Raw genomic sequence first — 20887 nt, 5'->3', positions numbered from 1 at the left:
CCTCACCTTTGAACCCTCACTTCTTCCTCTCCGAAGGATTTTCCCGATGAGTGTCGTGATCGCTCCCACCGCCGTTGTCGATCCCAAAGCGAATTTGGGGAAAGACGTTCGTGTCGGACATTTTTGCGTGATCGGACCCGACGTCACCATTGGCGATCGCTGTCGGATTGAAGACCACGTCAGCATTACTGGCGTGACCCGCTTGGGAAGCGACAATCAGGTCTTTTCGCATTGCTCGATCGGATCGCATCCGCAGGATGTCAGCTACCGGGCCGCACCGACGCGTGTCGAGATCGGTGATGGCAACGTTTTTCGGGAGCAGGTGACCATCAATCGGGCCAGTGAAAAGGAAGACGGTGTGACCCGAGTGGGGAACCAGAACTACCTAATGACTGGCACGCACATTGCCCACGACTGCTCGATCGGTAACCGCATCGTGTTGGCGAACAACTGCATGATCGCCGGTCATGCGCATATCCACGATGACGTCACGATTGCAGGCGGAGCTGGCATTCACCAGTTCGTCTCGATCGGAACGCTGGCCTTCGTCGGCGCCATGAGCCGCATCCTCCAGGATGTCCCTCCCTATGTGATCATCGAGGGCTACGACGCGAAGCCGCGCTGCATCAATACGGTCGGATTGAAGCGGCACGACTACACACCCGAGGACATCGCGGTGTTGACGCAGGCTTTTCGATTGTTGTATCGACAACGCATTGGCATTGAGCCCTCCCGTGTCGAGATGTTCAAAACAGGCCCCATTCGGCCCGTTCTGCGGCACCTTTTTGATTGTTTAGAAACCACTTGTGGTGGTCGGGCCGGACGAGGCCGGGACCGCCGAAAGAAAGCAGCATGAGCCGCGAACTACGTGTCGCCGTCATCGGTGGCGGACATCTCGGACGCATCCACGCGAAACTACTTGGTCAAGTCGACGGTGCTCGACTGGTTGCAATCTGCGATCCCGATCAAGTGGCGGGGCAAGCCATTGCCACGGCGCACTCGACGGACGACAACACGGTTGTCGCCCATGCAGACTATCGTGACTGTCTGGAGTCGATCGACGCCGCGATCGTTGCCGCGCCCACTCACTACCACGCCGAGATTGCAACGACGCTGCTCAAAGCGGGCAAGCATCTCTTCGTCGAAAAACCTTTGACACACGAATCGGACGATGCACGCCGGTTGGCGCTGCTCGCGTCCACTCGCGGTCTGGTGCTGCAGGTCGGTCACGTCGAACGTTTCAATCCAGCGTTCACTGCCCTGGGAGACTTCGGTGTGGATGTCAAATACGTCGAAGCCACACGGGCCTCGCGATTTCCCGGACGCTGCCTCGATGTCGGTGTCGTCATGGATCTCATGATCCATGACCTGGACTTGATTCTGTCGCTGACCACTGCCCCGGTGAGTTCGATCGCCGCCAGCGGTTTGTCAGTGGTCTCCGACCACGAAGACATTGCCGAGGCGCGTATTGAATTCCAGTGCGGACTCGTTGCGAATGTGAAAGCATCGCGGATCAGTCCGCTGGCCGCTCGCGATATGGTCCTGTACAGCCCCGCGGGATTCGCCCAAATCGATTTCGGCAAACCCGCCTTGAGCACTGTCCGCACCAGCGAGTCGCTAGCACGGCGTGAATTCCTTCTCGCTGAGCAAACCGACAACCCACTGAAGTATGCTGACAGCTTGTTCGAAGAGCACCTGCAATGCGAAGTCCAACATCTGGAACCGCGGAATGCGATCCTCGACGAGCTCCATGATTTCGTGATCAGCGTGCAATGCGGTGGCGTCCCGGTCGTCGATGGGACCGCGGGTGCCCGCGCCGTGGCAGTCGCTGAGTCGATTCTGAATGTGATCGACGAGCGAGCTTGGTACGCATTTCCGAAAGCAGACGAGGTGGGCGCGTCGGCCATCCCACGCCGCCGGATCGAACAAGACCGCGTTGCTCGCCGCGCTGCATAACGCCAACTTGCCCGAGAACCTGCCGTGACGCCGGCCCGCGGGCTGTTTCAGATGACGTCACATCTTTCCGATCCGCACCTCGTACCAAACAGGGTCCGGATTCGCTGCATCAGGGAAATCGGCCCGCATCACTCGGTCAACCGCGTGCCCAACGGGCCGCGGTTCGCGCATTCGTGCAGGGCGATGCCCCTGCGGTTAAACCGAAAGTCTTGATCGGATGTGCTTCGCGTGCGCTGGCGAAGCCGAGCGTGCCGTGCAAAGCGCGTATGCCCCGAACAAAACGGCACTGTAAAACAAATCACCCGTCACGGTGTATTGAAAGAACGGCAGTGCCGCGGTGTAGCACGCCAGCAGTCCCGCACCGGTTGTCGGATACGCAGCGACGAATACGGCAAAGTTGGTGACCAGAAAGAACAGCACGCTGCCGATCAGACTGCCGGCAACGATCCGTCCGCAGGAAGCTGCCCCCTCACTCCCACGAATCAGGCGTGAACCAATCACAAGGTTCACCAACAAACATCCGTAGACGACTGGCATCAATGAGTGAAAACCCAGGAACGCGTCACTCACCAACATCGCCACCAAAACGGTCGCTGCGGCGACTACGGGACGCAGGCTGATCGCGCCGGCAAAAAGTCCAATCGCAGCGAGCGGGGTGAAGTTGGGTGGGTGTGGCAGCAGGCGTGATGCGACCGCAACGGCGACCGCGGCACAGAGAAGTGCGATTTGCGATAGCGAAACGGACGAGAGCGAGCGGCGGATCGGACTTAGGTGGGATTTCATCGGGCGGCTTTTCAGGTGACGTAAAGAGTATGGATTGAGTTGTAATGGAATGCGAAAGATGAACTAAGCACCTGTGCAGAAGTTTTCGTATGGAACTAGCCGATGGGGCGCTAGCCCCGGTTCTCGAAACGCTCCGCGTTTCACGCGGTAACCGGGGCTAGCGTCCATCGGCTAATCTCAGGGTTCCATCCCAGAACTCATGCGCATGTGCTTACTTTGCTTTCTCGTAGCTCGTGCGAGCCGCAAGGGCTGCAAAGCGTCGCGATAGCACACTGTTTAAAATGGAACGTTTTTCGTCGGAAGATGCAATCGACCAACGACCAATTTCACTGAGCGTGCGATGGCAACCCTCGCAGATCTGGCGGTCGTTAACTTGACAGATCCCGATACACGGCGATCGCACGACGGTTGCGGACGTCATCGAGTTGGCTCCTTGAGCAGTGTTTGAGATAGATCAGAAAACAGGTCCAGGTCATCGATCGCGATGTCCACGGCAGCTGGATCGATCGGCCCCATCGAACTTTCGTTCTGCGCGAGTTGACTCCCGCGAGAAGAGGATGTCGATGCCGAAAGGTGCTGAATCGCGGTAATTTCGTCCCGTCCCCCGACAAGGGTGCTGCCCTCACTCCGGAAGCTTTCACTGCCGGCGGACGCCGTCCTCAGGTCTTCACCGCTCGGACCGGTCGTGGCGGCAGGCACCGCGTCGGGATCGTTGACGTCGTCTTGAGCATTGAGCCAATTAATGACTTGCAACGCATCGAGCGAGGTCACTGAACCGTCGCCGGATACGTCGAAATAGATGCCCTCGAAATCAGCCGATGACATGGGTGGCGGCAATACGAAGTCCGCATCGGCGTTCAAACGGTTGATGATGGTCAGTGCGTCGACCGCGCTCACGATGCCATTGGCATCCACATCGGCATGCTGCACAAAGTTCTGGTACGGCCGATCGGTGACGACCCAAATCTCTGCGGCGCCACTGACCATCCGTCCGGTAAATTCGCCGTTCTCGATTGTGGGTTCGCCGATCTGCCAATCACCCAGCAGACTCCAATTTTGATCCACTGCGGTCATCAAATGTGGCGAGTGATCGGTAAAGACCGCCTGCAATTCGTCCGCGTCGAGTGTGAAGGGAATCGAGGCGGTGTCGGCGCCCACGGTGGCCGAACCCAAGATCACGTTTTCGAAACCGACAACTCGCTGGGTTAACCAGTCGGCCACGTCGATGGACGCGTCTGCCGCGAGATCCGTCGGCGCGAGGACGGCCTCATCCTGGCCGCCGCCGCCGTTGATCTGCGTGAAGATTGCCGAGCGCAGTTGAAGTTCGTCGTCACCACCCCCGAGACCCACGATGGCCCCGTCGCGGCCCAGCGGTTCGAGTGTTAAACGCTGAGACTGATCGCTCAACGAGATGGCAATGGTGTCGTCGTCGGCATACTCTCCGAAAATATAATCGCGAGCATCATCCACCAATTGGACCTGGTCGCCGGCACGCGCCAAAGTCAGCTGTTCCGGTTGGTAATCGGCAAGCTGGACCCATGCATCCGCCGCCGCGAAATCGCCTGAGGCATCGGTCACTCGCAGACGGATGACTTCCTCGGCCTCGGCTAACAAATCCAGCCGGCCTGAAACCGTGATCGACTGTGGTTGATCCCAATCGTCGGGCCCGAAGGTCAACTCGGTCGGCGAGATATCAAGTGAATCCTCGCCACCGGTGACTCGAACCGTGACGGGTGAGGTCGGAGCCGATGGCAACTGGACCGTCAAAGTTGTCGCGGGTCCGCCCTCAACGAGTGAACGATTTTCATCGGCATCAGCGAGCACCAAGCTTGGTCGTTCGTCTTCGATGACATTCACCGCGGCAGTAACGTCCAAGAAACCGCTTGCCGATGCCGTAAACTCGACGGTTCGGTCACCCAAATAGATCGCGTCGTCGGCCAATTGCATTGACACGCGAACACGGTCTGCGCCCGCCGGAATCACCACGCTCGTGGGCGTCGAAAGCGGTAATGCCGGGTTCGCTTCGAGTGTGACCATGAGATCCTCGCTGAGGTCACCCGAGTTGCGTGCGACCACGAGCGCCGGTGGAGCGTCGTTAATACGGTCAATTGTCAGATCGTCGATCCCGAAATAGGCCGGCGTGTTCATGCCAAAGTTACCGATGTCGGAGGACGACATTCCGAATCGCAGACTCGTCGCACCGGCCAACGCACTCAGATCGACCGTGGTCCAGTCATCCACGACATAGTCGAGTGAATTATCGGCGAAACGATAGTCGGCTAAGTAAAAATCGATCGAGTTAACCGTCTCGCCCGCATCGTCGACACCGTCAATCGTCAGTAGGAAATAGTCCGGGTCATCACCACTCTCACCGCCGAAGCGTTTGGCAAAGTTGTCACCCTGTACCATCGACAATGCCGTATACGTGGTATTGGTGATATCAATCGACGCAAATGAGGCCCCCTCGAATCCACTCGGTAGCGAAATCGTCAATGGCGAAGATCCATAACCACCCGCGACTGCGAATGTTGCGGAGTCGTTTGCTCCGCCGCCCGGTTGATCTCCATCGAGATTCGCGTAAGCCGAAAACTGATTGGTATATCCAACCGTCGTGACATCGTCGACGTTCGATGCCGCCCACCCACTCCAACTGCCATAGGTGGCGTTGTACGCGGTGGGGAATTGCAGCGAACCGGATTGGAATCCGCCTCGCCCATCGGTGCCATTATTGAATGCATCGATCCCGAGCGACTCGCCGATATCTTCAAAGCCAATCGTCTGCCGGCCCATGGATTCGTTGACCTCGGCCGCTGACGGCGTGATCGACAAGGTGTTCTCATCATCATCGTGTAGCGTGATGGTCTGGCCGTCGCCGCTCAATCCGGTCGCGGACGCGGTGACCTGCCAGCTCCTGTCTCCCGCGGCCACAGAGTCATCCAGCCACACCACGGGAACGCTCACCTGATCGGCCCCTGCCGGGATGGTGACCTGCGAGGGCAACCGCAGTTCGCTGCGGTCACCGGAGAGGCTCACGTCCAACGACGTCGACTGATCACCTCCCGCTCGCGAAATCGTGATGGTCGGTAGGGCCAGTGCATCGGGCTGGAGCAATACGTTGTCGACGGCGAAATAGGCGGGCGTATTCATGCCGAATGCACCATTGTCGGATGATGAGAGCTGCATCGACAATGTTCTGGCATCGCCGATCGAGCTGACGTCGATGGTGCTCCAGTCCTCGAGGATATAATCCAAATCGTTGTTTTCAAAGCGATAGTCAGCCAGATAAACCTCGACTTGGCCGATCGAATCTCCGCCCGCATCGAGTCCCTCAATCGTCAACAGCAGGAAGTCGGGGTCGTCGCCCGAATCACCACCGAACTTCTTCGCGAAATCGTCACCCTCTCGCATCGAGAGGGCAGCATAAGTCGTGTTGGTGACATCCAGGGTGGAATAGTCCGCCGTGTCGCTTCCACGACTGATCGTGACGGGCGAACCAGCATAGGCAATCGCATAGGTTGACGATCCCTCGGCGCCACCACCGACGATTGACGAGTATTGATTGCCAAATCCAGCCGTTTGGGAGTCGGTGCCACGGCTGATCGCGAACCCAGACCACAGGTCGAATCCGAACGAATTGTCGAACGTGTTTGCAAATTGCAGAGTACCGTCGTTGAACCCAGCCGCCGCGCCGGCGTTGTTATCGAACTCGCCACTGAGTAACCCCGCACCGAGTGATTCGAAATCGCTGACGACGACCGCGTCGGACTCGAACAGCCCGGTATCAGGAACGCCGATTTCCAAGCTCGGTGGCGGTCCGTCGTTGTCGATGACGGTCACGTCGAGCGATGCCGACAGAAAACTGGAACTGCTCACCAAAATAGGGTACGCCGCCCGCGCATTGATCAGTGCATCATCGACCACACTGACGTCGAAACTGACGAAATCCGAATCGGCAGGGATGGTGACTTCGTCGGGTATCGCCAGTGGGCCGCCATCGGGTAGCGACAGCGATACCGTGACGGCATTGGCGATATCGGCGGTGTTTCGATAGAGTTTGACCGTACGAGTGGTCAACGGTTCCGCTTCATTTAACTGAATGGAGGCCGGATCAATCAGCAGTCTCGGAAGGTCATCATCAGCCAGTTTGATCGTCAGTTGAGCAGGCGATCGCTCCGGCGCAACGGCCTGCACGCTGATCGTTTGTCCTTCGCTGGCAATGTCATCGTCAAGCACATCGATCGGAATCGTGATCGTGCGCTGCGTGGAGGCAAACGTGGCGACGGCGGGAATACTCAGCAGGTCGGTGGCGTCATGGGTGAGCGTCACCGTCAGCGGCGTGCTGACGTCGGCATCGTTCCGCGTCAGCGTCAGGCTCGCTCCACTCGGGCCGTCACCCTCCGTCGCGTTGACGACCGATGGTGTGAAATGGATCGATAGAACTTCGTCGTCCTCAATCCGCAGCGAGCGAGTCGTCGGCAGCATGAAATCCGCCGATGCTGTGACCTGCAGTTCGCGGTCCGGTGTGGGAATGGCATCGTTGACGGGCGTGATGTTGAACTCAGCGTAGGGAGCGCCCGCCGGGATCGTGATGGAGTCGGGGAGTGTCGCTTGATCGCTACCGGTTCGCTCCAGCGACACGGTCATGTCAGCGGAAGTATCGGATGTCGGGCGTGACACGCGGGCGACCACGCTGCTGTCCTCGATCGTGCTGGGACGGTCCAAATCCAAGGGGACGGCCGGACGAAGAAGCGTCACGTTGTCGACCGCGAAATATGCCGGCGTGTTCATGCCGAACGGGCTGTTGTCGGTCGAGTCCAGCGTAAACTGCAACGACCGTGCATCGCCGAGTGACGAGACATCCACGGCCGCCCACGTGTCGAGAATGGAGTCCAGAGAGTTGTCGGCCGGGCGATAGTCGGCCAGCATCACGGTGACGTCACCGATGGCGTTGCCCGTTGCGTCAACACCCGTGATGGTCAAACGCAGGAAATCAGCATCGTCACCAGTGGTTCCCCCAAACGGCTTGGCGAACCCGTCACCCTGCTGCATCGATAATGCGGCATAGGTCGTGTTGGTGACATATAGCGAATCGAAGCGTGAGCCACTGGTCGGGTCCAGCGTGATCGTCGGAGGCGGCAGGGCACCGCTCGGTGATGAATCAAAGAAGCCAATGGCAAAGGTGTCCGAATCGTCGGCGCCGCTGCCGGTGATATTCGAATACTGATTGGTGTAGCCCGCCGTCGCCGTATCGGTGGTTTGTGAGAGCGACCACCCCGACCAACTTTGATAAGCCGTGGTGTAGTCATTGTTCAGCGAAATCTCCTCCTCGCTGAATCCTCCCGCGCCACTGGCACCATTATCGATCTTGTTCGCCCCGAGTCCGCTACCGAGCGTCTCGAAATCGATCACCGCTTCCCCCGTTTCAACAGCGTGGATCACGCCCACGCCATCGACATCCAACCCCGCGGACTGGAACGTCGGTGTCGGGTCGTAGATGGAGTCGCCCGTCGCATCGCGTGTGACCCCATCGCCCACGATATCGATCAAACGTACGTATTTGACCGAGGTCACGTCGATGCCGGCCTGATCACGAAGTTCCGCCAGATCGAACGGTGTGCCAAACCCACCCCGATACTTGCCGGCGAGATTATGGAGGTTGGTAGGATCGACCGCACCGAAGCTTGCGACGGCCGATGGCGTCTTGGAATCCGCCGCAAAGCGAAAGTAGTTCACGCCGTCCGAGGAGACTTCAACAAACCCAAGTTCGAGGAACGTGTCGTTGATCGAGTTTTCGAATACGGCAAAGTCAGCGCCGAGTCCGTCACGGATTGGCGTATCAAATGCCAAGGTGATCGATCCACCACGACCGAGTGAGACGATTGAATCGAAGTTCCCCTCGGCGGGTCCCAACGCGTTGGACGTGTCCTTCCAGAGATCGTCAACGTCGCTGCCGGGGGAGTAATCTGCGACGGTGGATGCCCAGCCCACCAAAGCGGGGTCCGTGTGACTGATCGCTGTGGAACCAGGCTGGCCGGCGGCGGGGGCATAGGGGCCCGCGGCCAACAAACGACGGCCCTCGAGTGTTTGGACCAAGAGGCGGCGGGACGGTCGTCGGGTTCGTTTTTTCTTCATGAAAAGTCGTTGATCGTGTAGGTTGTCTTAGCTTGAATTTTCGAAATAGCACGATTGCTGGAAATCGCCTAGTAGCCCGCCGTCACTTCATGTCCGTTACGAGTGCACAACGCGGCCAAAATCTGCATGTCGATCTGTTCGACGAGGAAGCGTGTCGAGCCGTCGGCGAACATCGTCATCACGCCGCCGGGATGGAAACTCCGCATGTCGTTCTCAAAGGCGGGGGCTGTGTTGGGCGGGAACGCTTGGTCAAACAAATTCCGTCCACTGATCCATTGACCATCCGGGAAATCGGCGTCCTCGGTGACCATGATGGTGTGGGAACTGCCGTCGAGAATGTCGCGAAAACCGAGCGATTGGTCATGGATCATCATGCCGCGGGGCGGGGAATTGGTGCTCACGATTCGTTCGCCGTACATGCCTCCATAATCCGTCGCACCGAGACCCCCTCGGAGTGGTTCTGATCGCGGCGTGCTCGGACACAGATATGCCTGGACCGGGGTCTGAGCGGCGACGGAGTTGACGGGATCGTCATAGGCACGGCGGTAGTCGATCCTCTCAGCCAGCGCATTTTGTTCCAGGTACGGGAGGATGAACGCCGACCAAGCGAACTGTTTCCCATGGGCATATTGCGGCCGGACTTCGACAGCACCGGGCGGGAAGCTCCCCATGGCCGAGTGGTAGTTGTGAAGTGCCAAGGCGACTTGATGCAAATTATTTTGGCATGACGCCCGTCGCATCGCTTCGCGCGCCGCTTGCACGGCCGGCAAGAGCAGCCCGACCAGCACGCCGATGATGGCGATCACGACGAGCAGTTCGACGAGCGTAAAACCAGTACGGCGAAGTGGCGTGAGAGTGATGATGGGAACTTGGGCTCCTGGATTCCATTTACCTGCGGCCGATCGTTGCAAGGGAGAGCGCATTTCCAACCGGCTGCCAGCGAACAATCAGCCCCCCCCCCTCGCCTACGACATAACGCAGCGGGAGTCTCGGCCAATCGCACAAGAAACGAAACGGGTTCGTGACGCTGACCCCACCCAAGAAGGTCCACGCGAGATCCAAGTAGCCCACGAAAGGTACCCAAGGTCCACGCTCAACGCCCGATACCAGGTAGGTCTTCTGACTCCCGACGCGATCCGCACTCCCAGCCTTCTCGCCGAATATTCGGCAATGGCAAAGAGGGAGGAGTGGGGTTCGAACCACCGCAAAACACGCGGAAAAATGGCTCGTGGCGTCGGATACAGCGGCCGGGCCGTCTCGGAATCTCACCGAAGTTCCCTGTTTTCGCGTCGCCCAAAATGAACTGACGCGGCACCAAGTATCGTTGAACGGAGTATCAACCCAGGTCGCTCGATTGTCAATGCGGATAATCCCTGATCGCTCGGCCAATCAGAGGTCTCGATCGCCGAGCGAACCAGGACTCGGTACACCCCCGAGGGCGTGGGGGGCTCAGCGACCGCGAATGAATAGCCCCGGGTAGCGACGCCCGCGAGAACGTGGATTCCACCGTCTGGCGACGGTAGCGACTTTTGATTTGACGCGTTGGATTGCCTCGCTGTCGCTCTAATTGCCCAATTGACGAGGAAATGCGGCGGGTTGACCAAACCAGGGCGGATGAAATCCGGTCCGGACCGCCAACAGCACCGCTTTTCCATGCTGGTGTTCGGGGCCGTGGGTGTAGTCCCATTCCAATCGCTCCTCATAACGCAGAATGCGCAAGTTCGATGATTCCCGGACTGCCATCGCTGCTAACTGGTTGGGTTTGAAATAATTGATCACCGCACCGGCCGTTTCACTGACCGGCTCGCGACTGGTGTTGCCAGGCGGCTGATCGCTACCGGGATCTTCGGTCGTATGGACTTGTACGTAGAGAAACCCCGTTTCGCTGAGCGCGTCACACATTCGCTGCCACACCTGATCGGCATCGACCGCGGGGATATGATCGAGCACGGTCGTGGCGATCACAGCATCGTAATGTCCCGTGGGAAACTCAGCGTTGCGGACATCCGCCACATGCGTCCGGACGCGGTCGGTGACGCCCTGCCGAGCAGCCCGCTCAGCGATCCTCGCCAGTCCTCGTTCACTCAAATCGACCGACTCAACTTGGTAGCCGGCCTTTGCCAGCGCCAGTGTATCGCGTCCCGCACCAGCCCCGAGGTCGATCGCTCGGCAGCCTGGTTTCCCATGCCCCGCCATCTGGTCGAGATAGGCCGACAGAGATGCCGATGGCTCGTCGCCATACGCAACGTCTTCGCGATCATAGGCGTCAAAAAAGAAATCAGTCGGGGGTGTGGAAGTCACGTTGAATCATCATGGGCAGGTTTGAAATCGAGACCAGGTACGGCGGGTCACGAAAAAAGCGAGCAGACAACCTTTCGGCGGGTGCTCGGTGCGGAACCAGAATGATACCGGACTGGCACCCGCTGGCAAACGCGACGCATCCGTCGTCAACGAGCTCACCAAAGAATTCCGCTCGTTCGGGTCGCTCAAAGGCGTATACTAGGCGGGTTGGAATTGCACACGATTTTGGATCGCGAATTGGTTAGGACCATAGTGATGGACATCCCCGCTATCACCGACCCGCCGCCGGCCCCGCTGCTCGCTGGGGTGAAACGGCGCCTATTGACCGCTGGCAAACTTGCGTTGACCGCATTTTTGATGCTCAGCACATTCGCTTTCTTGACATCAGGGATGAGCCCCGGCGTCCCCCAAAGTCTGACAGCGGACACGGCCATCGGCGAGATCACGCAGACGGGCTTGGCGTCGGCGACAGCAAAGATCGATCCAGCTCGTCGGGCCTCCCAAGATCTGGCCTCCCAAGATCTGGCCTCCCGAGACGCGAAGTGGGGATTGGCGAGCGGCCGTGATCGAGCCGGCATTCAGGCACAGGTATTCGCGCAGTGGGAGGAACAGATTGCGTCGGCGGGGCTGACCGCTGCACCGCCCGCTGATTGGCTGACGATCTGCCGCCGGTTGTCCTTGGCGTTGGTCGGATCGGGAATGTCGCTGGAGGAAATCCGAGCGCTCGAATGTTTTCCGGAGAGTCAGCGGGTGGAACGGTATCGCGAATCGTTATTGACCGATGCGAGATTTCATGACTATTGGGCCGAGCGGTTTACACGGTTTTACGTGGGTGCCGATGAAGGACCTTTTCTCGTCTACCGTCGCCGGCGTTTCCGCACCTGGTTGTCCGACCAAATCGCGGCGCAGATGCCCTACGACGTGTTGGTGCGACGGTTGATCACGGCGGAAGGGTTGTGGACCGATCGTCCGGAAGTCAATTTTTACTCGGTAACGTTTGACAGTGGTGACGGACAACCGGACCCGATCCGGATGGCAGCGCGAACGTGCCGGGCGTTTTTAGGGATGCGAATCGACTGCATGCAATGTCATGATGATTTCCTCGGCAACGTTTCGATGGGTGACCCACAATGGATGAGTGGCGAAGGTGAATTCCGTGAAGGCACGCAGCGCGACTTCCATTCGCTCGCCGCATTCTTCACGGCCGCCAAATCGCATGGGTTGCAAGGCATTCGAAATACCAAAGCGGACTATCAATATCAGTATCTTTATGAGACCGAAGAACAATCCGTTGCTCCTGAGGTGCCCTTTCGCAGCGACCTTTTGCCCTCGGACGGGTACAGCGACCGCAAGCGACTGGCGACGTGGATCACGCACCCCGAGAACATTCAGTTCAGTCGCGCTTTCGTCGTTCGAGCATGGACGCTGTTGTTAGGGGGGCCACCATCGGAGTCGGTCGATAACTTGCCGCTCGACGAGACCCCCAGCCCGATCATCTTGACACTCTCACACGCGTTCATCGAATCGGGCTACGATATACGCCATCTGATTCGCTTGATCACCGACAGCCCCGCGTTTCGAGTCGACAGCCAATCACCGCCCGGCGATGAGGCGTTCGAGATCACCACCCGACACGAACGGGCGATGGCATCGTTTCCGATCACACGTCTGCGCGCCGAACAAGTCGCTGGCGCGATCATCCAAGCGGGCCGGATCAAAACGTTGGATCGGGAATCAGCCCTCGCACTACAACTGCAACAATACGGCTCACGCACCGACTTCCTGACTCGCTATGGCGATCTCGGGGAGGATGAGTTTAAAAATGAGACCGCGACCATTCCACAGCGTCTGGTGCTGCTCAACGGGAAACTCACCAGCGAAATGTCGAACTGGAATCCGGTGCTCAATACCTCGGCGCATGTTGGCATGTTCGCCGCTGACGACGCGGCGGTCGTCGAGTCGTTGTATTTGGCAAACCTTAATCGATATCCAACGGCACTCGAACGAGAACACTTTGTTGCCCGGATCTCCGGGGCGGACAATCGCCGAGAGGCAATTGTCGACATGGTGTGGGTGCTACTCAATAGTAGCGAGATGGCTTGGAATCACTAACGCCGCCGATTGACTTTCAACGCGATGAGACCATGAACGATACATTTCCGATGCTATGTAATCCACGTATTCACCTGTCGCGGCGACGATGTCTCGGCGCCGGTGGCGGGCTGATGCTGCCCGCATTGGCACGGCGGTTGGCGGCCGCGTCGGAACAATCGGCCGATCCTGGCCGACCGCCGCTAAGCGTGATCATGCTTTGGCTTGAAGGCGGCCCGAGTCAATTAGAAACCTTCGACCCGCACCCGGACGCCGTCGCGGGTGGTCAGACGCGTGCCATTGCGACGAGCTTAAAGGGGTTGTCGATCGCCGATACGCTGCCGCGCGTGGCGGAACAAATGCACATGGCGACTTTGATCCGGAGTGTTGTCGGCAAGGAAGGCGATCATGAGCGGGCGGTCTACAATATTAAGACGGGCTATCGACCTGATCCCACGTTAATGCATCCGTCGATCGGAGCGGTGCTATGCGACGCCGACGACGCGGGCGCGGATATTCCCAGACACATTTCGATCTTGCCAGGAGGTTCGCCGGCGCGCGGTGGATTCCTCGGTGCAAAATTTGACGCATTCAAAACTGGCGATCCGCGCTCGTCCGTGCCCGACGTGCGGGCACGCGTCGACGACGAGCGATACCGGCGCCGGCTAGATGATCTCAGTGACGTGCTGGAAAAACAATTCGCCCGTCGCCGACTGGTCGACATGCAATCCAATCGCACGCTTCAGGCGGCGAGTACCGAAGCGGCCCGGAGGATGATGTCGAGCGATCAGTTGTCGGCATTCGAGGTCACCAGCGAATCCTCCGCGACGCAGTCGGAATTTGGCAACAATCCGTTTGGCCGGGGGTGTTTGGCGGCGGCCCGGTTGATCGAGGTGGGTGTCCGCTGCGTTGAGGTGACGCTGGGCGGATGGGACAGTCACGTGAACAATCATGCCTTGCAGTCATCTGCCTGTGAGCAACTCGACCCCGCCTTGGCGGCGCTGCTGGCACGCTTGCAACAGCGTGGTTTGCTCGAATCGACGTTAGTGGTCTGCGGAGGCGAGTTTGGCCGCACGCCACAGATCAACCCAGCGGGTGGACGCGACCACTGGCCGCATGGTTTCAGCACACTGCTGGCCGGGGGTCGGATGCGACGCGGGTATGCACACGGGGCGACTTCCGCGGCCGTCGATGCCACCGGCCCGGACGGTCATGTGGGCGACCCTGTCGAGATCGCCGATATCCACGCCACGATTCATACCGCTTTGGGGTTGGATCCCGCCTATGAATACGACACCCCAATCGGTCGCCCGATTGCCCGCTCCGAAGGCCGCGTGCTTACCGAATGCCTCGACGTGGCATAGGGTTCTACCCCGTGAGCGAAAACTCGCATACGCTGCCGAGTCGATACTGCATGACTGCTCCCAAACTGCGTCGAAAGTGGTTGTCGCGTGCTTGCTCGCGGCGGGTGGAGCCGTCGCTCGACTCTCCGCCGATGCCACGAATTCACCTGCGCCATGACTGATCCGGCCCATCACGCTGCCTCCGACTCACTCGATCCCGCCCCAGCCCGGTACTGCATTGGAATTGACCTGGGTACCACCAACTGCGTCTTGGCGTACGTGGACACGGCGAGTGAGCAGCGATCCGTGGAAGTGTTTTTGGTTCCCCAATGGGTCGACGTGGATTCGGTCGAAGCTCGCAGCACGCTGCCGTCGTTTCACTACACGTTAACAGCCGCGGAGACGGCGGCCGCCACGACGGCGAAATCCAATCATCACGTGGCCGGCTATCTGGTAGATCCGCTGAGCGTTCGCGTGGGCGAGTATGCGCGGGTCGCTGGCGATTCGCATCCGGGTCGACTGATTGTGTCGGCCAAGAGTTGGTTGTCGCATGAAGGGGTTGATCGGACCGCTTCGCTGCTACCGTGGCACGGTGATGCGGATGTCGAAAAGCAATCACCGATGTCAGCGTCGGCGGCGTATCTGGCGCATCTCCGGGCCGCTTGGGACGATGCTCACCCCGATGACCCCATGGCCGAGCAAGATGTCGTCGTCACGTTGCCAGCCTCATTTGATGAGGTTGCCCGCGAACTGACGGTCGCCGCGGCCGCCCAGGCTGGATTACCGCGAATTCAACTGATCGAAGAGCCCCAAGCGGCGTTCTACGCATGGTTGGATCGGCATGGGGAGGACTGGATGGAACGGGTCCGCGTGGGGCAGTTGATCCTCGTATGTGACATTGGCGGCGGCACTACGGACCTCACGCTAATCCGCGTTCGGCCGGCTGATGCGGCCGAACGCCAGGACAAAGAAGTGGATGCACTCCATGATGCGGCGCCCGGTGCGGTTCAGTTCCACCGTGTCGCAGTGGGAAAGCATCTCATTCTCGGCGGCGACAATCTTGATTTGGCGATTGCCAAGTTCGTCGAATCGAAACTGGACGCGCCACTCCCCCCACGCCGTTGGCAGCGGCTGATCGCCGATGCACGGCGGGTCAAAGAGTTGATGCTGTCCCCGGATCGGCCTTCGGATACCACCGTCCACGTTTCCGGTGAAGGTTCCTCACTGATCGGAGGATCGCTCTCCCAGCCGATTTCGGCGAGCGATATTGACCGCGTGATCCTGGAGGGTTTTTTTCCAAAGGTACCGCTTGAATCCACCGTGGTGCGGGGACAGAGTGGATTCCAAGAACTGGGTTTGCCGTACGCCGCTGATCCTGCGATCACGAAACACCTCGCTGAGTTCTTGCGAATGCACCGCGCGACCGGACTCGATGACGCGGCGGTCGACTCGGATCGCGTCGACCTGGTCCTGTTTAATGGCGGCGTCCTGCGCTCGTCGGCAATTCAGTCACGCGTGTTGGAGTGTCTGCAAACGTGGTTCGCCGGCGACGATGACGCCTGGCAGGCGGAGGCATTGCAGTCGCCAAGACTCGATTTGGCGGTTGCCCAGGGGGCGGCCTATTACGCTCGCGTGCGCCGTGGCGAAGGTGTCCGAATCGCAGCGAATTTGGCGAGAACCTATTTCCTACAAATCTCTCAGGCACCCCCCCAGGCGGTCTGTGTGATTCCCGCGGATGCGCAGCCCGGCCAGAGCTACCGTATCGATGCATTGCCCATGGAACTTCGGGTGGGCGTGCCGGTGAGCTTTCCAATCTGGGCCAGTAGTACACGTTTGGCCGATCGCGTGGGTGACGTGGTGGCGATCGACGAAAAGGAGATGACGGCGCTGCCGCCGATCCACACAGCGTTGCAACATCGCAAACGACGCGACCAGTCGACGATGCGAATCGTGATCGAAACGCAACTGTCGGAGATCGGCACGATCGGTGTGTACTGTGTCGAGGACACCGGCGGCCAAGCCTCCGGGGGACAAGCTTCTGGGGGCCAAGCTTCTGGGGGCCCGCACGATGGTGATCGAGTGATCAGCCGAGCGAAACGCTGGAAGCTCGAATTTGATATCCGCGCCACCCTGGAGACTGACCGCGAGGCACACCAGGGCGGTGGCGAAGCATCCGGGATCCTGGATGAAGAAACGCTGCAGGGCTGTCGGGATGAGATCGCATCCGTTTTTGTTAGCGGCGTGGAGAAACCATCGAAGCTGATCAAACGCTTGCAGTCGACAATGGAACTCCGCCGTGATGACTGGCCACCGGTGCTATTACGTGGGCTGTGGGAGTCGCTCATGGCGGTCGAACCCGAGCGGCGGCGTTCGCCCGCCCATGAGTCGCGGTGGCTAAACCTCCTGGGTTATTCGTTACGCCCGGGCTACGGCGTCGCCGTGGATGATTGGCGAACGGCACAAACATGGAGAGCGCTGTTTGGCAAGATTGCTCACGACGATGCCCAGACTCATGCTGAGACGCTGATTCTATGGCGACGGATCGCTGGCGGACTGACCGCGGGGCAACAGATTCAGCTGGCGAGCGTTTTAAAGAAGAACCTCGTTTCGGGGGGCGGCTCACGAGCCGAAGCCGCCGAAACGCGGGAAGCCTGGCGGCTGGTAGGTTCCCTCGAACGTCTTCCCATCCAGGAGAAAAAGGATTGGGTGCGTGCGGCCGTTGGGCTACTGGCACGAAAGAAAGCACGTTCCTTGCACCCCGTGTTGTTGTGGTCCATCGGCCGGATGGCGACGCGCACCCCGGTCTATGGACCGCTCAACCTTGTCATCGATGCTCGGGATGCGGCAGATGCGGCAAGCCGAATTCTGGAGTCGCCAAGACCTCAGGTCACCGCAGCGAAGAATTCAAATGAAGGAGGCATTGCGGAACAGTTTGACCTTTCTGCCGGTCTCGCACTGACCCAGATCACCCGTCGCTGCCACGATCGGTTTCGAGATGTTGACGATGACACGCGCGAGCGTGTCCTCCGGGAACTTCGCTTGATCGATGCCCCCGCCCACCTTTTAAAGTTGGTGGATGAAGGCGGCCAGTTCGATCATGAGGAACAAGCCGCGATCTTTGGCGAGTCACTGCCGCTCGGAATCGAGTTGACCGGGTTTACGACGTCACTCTCGCGATAAAGTACCCCAGCACGAGTGCTGCGACAAAGAGGGATGCAACGATGGTGCCGAGCAGTACCGGGTCGATGGCGTTGCGCTGCTGCGGTGCGGGTCGACGGAGGCGGGTGTCGCTATCGATGATCGACTGATCCGCTTTGGGCGGTTGCCGCCGGGGGTCGCGGAATCCTGATTCCGCTTCGAGGTCGATCAAACTACCGCTCAATGACTCCGCGGGCGATCCCATCGAACGCACCTTAACCAACCGGCCACTGCCGCTGGCGAGTTTGTCTTGCTCGCGGATCAGCTTCGACCGACTGCTCGCGAGCGTCTCTGCGTTCTTGTTGGTCACCGTGTCGTGTTGTGTCTTTTGATCGGTTAACCCACTGGAACTGCTGCCGCTGAAACTCAGTGAGGAGAGCGTGCTAACCGGTTCGGGATCCTTGCCCAATCCGACCCGCACCGGTTCACCGCGTGGAACGTGCTGGGTGAAACGCTCAAATACCTCGGCCACTTCCTTCGCCGTTTGGTAGCGATACTGCGGGTCTTTTTGCAGCATCTTCACGCACATCCCCTCGAGCTCCCCCGGACAGCTCGGGCGAAGTTCGCGGATGGGGCGGGGCATTTCGTTTTGATGCTTGATGATTCGCTGCGCCAACGTGCCGTCGGAGAAGGGAGGCCGGGCGGTGAGCAAGAAGTACAGCGTGCATCCCAAACCATAGATGTCCACACGGTGATCAACCTTGTGACTATTAAGCGCCTGTTCGGGTGCGAGGTAGTCGGCCGTCCCCAGAACGTTTTCGTTATTCGCCACCGTGAGGGAATGATCATCGTCCGTTTCGATCAGCGCCAGTCCCATGTCGAGCAAGCGAACTCGGCCCTGCTGATCGATCAACAGGTTCGCCGGTTTGACGTCACGGTGAATCACGCCCCGTGTGTGTGCATGCTCGAGCCCCCGTGCGGCCTGGGCGATCATGTCGGCGGCCGTCGAGAAATCGAGCGGGCCATCGCGTCGAACGAGCATCTGCAAATCGAGGCCGTCGACATACTCCATCACGATGAAGTGGGTGTCGCCATCGTTATCAATATCGTGGGCGACGACAATGTTCGGATGATTCAGGGACGCGATGGCTTGCGCTTCACGCTGAAATCGGGCCAGATAAGAAGCGTCGTGAACACGCTTTTTCGGCAGTACCTTGATCGCTCGCTTGTCGTGCAACCCGATATGTTCGGCGAGATAGACGCTGCTCATCCCGCCGCTGCCGATATGCCCGAGCAGTTTGTATTTGCCCAGAAAGAAACCGCGATACTTTCCCAGGAAAAGTTTCTCGATGTGCCAATCGGTCAGCAACCCGGCCCGTTTGAACGCCGCGGCGAGTTTTCGTGAACTGGGAGGGAGGTCCCCTTTGCACTTCTCACGGACTTGCGACACGAAACGCTCAAGGACGATTTCGTCGACCAGATTGCTCTTGGCAACCATGGATACAAAGCGTTCGGAAGTAATCGAAGACATGGAAGAGGCCGACCGTGATCCCACCCAAAGAGTTGGTTTAGCAGCCGTCGTGATGAAAAAGTATGGCTGCACTATGAGCAGTTTAGCTAAACCAGAACGGGCTGAGTGCAATTTCTAACGGTTTTGGTAGCATGTTTCTAGTCAAACCGGGGTGCATTGCCCCCAATTTTACCACCAAATCCCCGCGTTTCCCTCGCTACACCGAAATCGTTCGGTGGTCCTACCTCGCTAGCGAAGCTCCCTGGGAGGGCACAATGCAGGGCGACGGGTAGGCGATTGAACGAATGACCCCTGTTTTGTTTCCGTGCTTTTCCCAGCCCAGTTACCGGGCAATTTACGTTTTTGAATGACGCCATGGCCATCTCTGACCCCGCACCTCATGCATCCCAAACCCGGTTTACCGGCGTCACTGTCGACACGGCGGTCGTCGGTGGCGGCGTGATCGGACTGTCGCTCGCCTGGGAACTGGCGCAGCGGGGACACGCCGTGGCGGTCATCGAGCGGCGCGCCTTGCCGACGGAATCTCCACTACCATGTGACGCCTCGGCCACGGTCCCCTGCACCTCCTGGACGGCGGCGGGGATTTTACCGCCCGCGAATTTTGACATGGCCACCGATCCGCTGGACCGATTTCGTGGTTTCAGTCATCAAATCTGGCCGGATTGGGCGGCCCGACTGAAGAAGATTTCAGGCATCGACGTCGGCTTTATCGCCTGCGGAGGCTTCTATCTCGCCGAAACTGCGGGGGAAGCTGCCGCGATGATCGGCATGACCGCCTATTGGGAGGAACTGAACATCGAGTGCCAAGCACTTTCACGCGGTCAGCTGAGCAATCGTCTGCCACACCTCTCGTCCTGGATCGAGAATAACCCCTGGCTGCGAAAGCATCCTGACAGTGCCGCCTGGTGGGTTCCCGATGAGTATCAGGTTCGGCCACCGCGATTGCTCCAGGCGCTTCGCAAGGCGTGTGTCGAGGCTGGCGTGCAGTTGATCGAAAACACCTCTGCGGGTGCCATTGAGGACGCCCCCTCATCGGTGGCAATCTACGCAGACGCAGCCCACACGAAAACGCAAATTGCCACCGCCGAGCGAGTGGTCTTATGCGGCGGTGCAGCGACCGGCCATATTGATCCCACGATCGGCTTGCATCATTCCCTGATCCCCGTGCGCGGACAGGTCCTCCTGCTGCATAGCGAAGGATTCCGAGAACCGAATGTCGTCAATATCGGAAACCAATACCTGGTGAGTCGCGGTGATGGGCATGTGCTCGTTGGCTCCTGCGAAGAGGAGACCGGTTTCGCCCAGCACACAACCGCGCCGATGATCGAGCAACTGCGGCAGTTCGCCGCGCATGTTTGCCCCGAACTCGCCGACGCACCCGAGGTGCAGCGTTGGGCCGGCCTGCGGCCGATGACCTTTGACGGATTTCCGATGCTCGGGCACGTCCCCCGTCGCAGGAATGTCTACGTCGCAGCGGGACACTATCGCAGCGGGATCCACTTTTCGCCAGCCACGGCCGTGGCCATGGCCGACATGATCGAACATCAACCGAGCTTCATGGACCTCTCGCCATTCTCCGTCTCTTTATCGCACAGCTCCCCGAGTCGTTAGC

At 59.3% G+C, this 20887-nt stretch carries 12 protein-coding genes and 1 riboswitch; of the genes, 6 read left to right on the top strand and 6 right to left on the bottom strand.

The window, feature by feature from the left end:
- Nucleotides 1–46 precede the first annotated feature (46 nt).
- The gene (lpxA, locus tag SH410x_RS08620; protein WP_473676111.1) at nt 47–856 is read left to right on the top strand and encodes an acyl-ACP--UDP-N-acetylglucosamine O-acyltransferase; all 810 of its coding nucleotides are present in this window, start codon (nt 47–49) and stop codon (nt 854–856) included.
- Nucleotides 853–1956, top strand: a complete 1104-nt coding sequence (locus SH410x_RS08615; protein WP_473676110.1) for a Gfo/Idh/MocA family protein — start codon at nt 853–855, stop codon at nt 1954–1956. The genes lpxA and SH410x_RS08615 overlap by 4 nt, the downstream gene beginning before the upstream one ends.
- Nucleotides 1957–2151: 195 nt before the next feature.
- On the opposite strand, the gene SH410x_RS08610 is transcribed toward SH410x_RS08615, so the two are convergent.
- The 5 genes from SH410x_RS08610 to SH410x_RS08590 all read right to left on the bottom strand — a co-directional run bounded on the left by SH410x_RS08610 (nt 2152) and on the right by SH410x_RS08590 (nt 11172).
- Nucleotides 2152–2739, bottom strand: coding sequence for a DUF6580 family putative transport protein (locus SH410x_RS08610; RefSeq protein WP_473676109.1), 588 nt, complete (start codon nt 2737–2739; stop codon nt 2152–2154).
- 211 nt (nt 2740–2950) lie between these two features.
- Nucleotides 2951–3160: a DUF1289 domain-containing protein gene (locus SH410x_RS08605; RefSeq protein ID WP_473676108.1), complete on the bottom strand. Its 210-nt coding sequence runs from the start codon at nt 3158–3160 to the stop codon at nt 2951–2953.
- Nucleotides 3157–8871, bottom strand: coding sequence for a DUF4465 domain-containing protein (locus SH410x_RS08600; protein WP_473676107.1), 5715 nt, complete (start codon nt 8869–8871; stop codon nt 3157–3159). The genes SH410x_RS08605 and SH410x_RS08600 overlap by 4 nt, the downstream gene beginning before the upstream one ends.
- A 68-nt stretch (nt 8872–8939) precedes the next feature.
- A complete protein-coding gene (locus tag SH410x_RS08595; RefSeq protein WP_473676106.1) occupies nt 8940–9782 on the bottom strand; it encodes a DUF1559 family PulG-like putative transporter in 843 nt (280 codons plus the stop codon).
- A 181-nt stretch (nt 9783–9963) separates the two neighbouring features.
- Nucleotides 9964–10205: riboswitch (cobalamin riboswitch) on the bottom strand.
- A gap of 229 nt (nt 10206–10434) precedes the next feature.
- The gene (locus SH410x_RS08590) at nt 10435–11172 is read right to left on the bottom strand and encodes a class I SAM-dependent methyltransferase (protein WP_473676105.1); all 738 of its coding nucleotides are present in this window, start codon (nt 11170–11172) and stop codon (nt 10435–10437) included.
- Between the two features lie 255 nt (nt 11173–11427).
- On the opposite strand from SH410x_RS08590, the gene SH410x_RS08585 reads away from it, so the two are divergent.
- From SH410x_RS08585 to SH410x_RS08575, 3 genes are all read left to right on the top strand, one after another.
- Entirely contained in the window at nt 11428–13284 is a 1857-nt protein-coding gene (locus SH410x_RS08585; protein WP_473676104.1) for a DUF1549 domain-containing protein, read from the top strand.
- A 32-nt stretch (nt 13285–13316) separates the two neighbouring features.
- Nucleotides 13317–14627 (top strand): DUF1501 domain-containing protein, encoded by a 1311-nt coding sequence (locus SH410x_RS08580; protein WP_473676103.1) that lies wholly within the window; start codon nt 13317–13319, stop codon nt 14625–14627.
- A gap of 153 nt (nt 14628–14780) precedes the next feature.
- On the top strand, nt 14781–17786 hold the full coding sequence (locus SH410x_RS08575) for a hsp70 family protein (protein WP_473676102.1): 3006 nt from the start codon (nt 14781–14783) through the stop codon (nt 17784–17786).
- Here the strand turns inward: SH410x_RS08575 and SH410x_RS08570 are convergent.
- Nucleotides 17764–19275, bottom strand: a complete 1512-nt coding sequence (locus tag SH410x_RS08570) for a serine/threonine protein kinase (protein WP_473676101.1) — start codon at nt 19273–19275, stop codon at nt 17764–17766. The two genes, SH410x_RS08575 and SH410x_RS08570, sit on opposite strands and share 23 nt — an antisense overlap.
- A 354-nt stretch (nt 19276–19629) precedes the next feature.
- On the opposite strand from SH410x_RS08570, the gene SH410x_RS08565 reads away from it, so the two are divergent.
- Nucleotides 19630–20886 carry an NAD(P)/FAD-dependent oxidoreductase gene (locus SH410x_RS08565; RefSeq protein WP_473676100.1) on the top strand — a complete coding sequence of 419 codons (1257 nt, stop codon included), beginning with the start codon at nt 19630–19632 and terminating at the stop codon, nt 20884–20886.
- Nucleotide 20887: the final 1 nt, after the last annotated feature.

Source organism: Rhodopirellula sp. SH410, from assembly GCF_055811895.1.
This window is presented reverse-complemented; position numbering and strand designations above follow the sequence as displayed.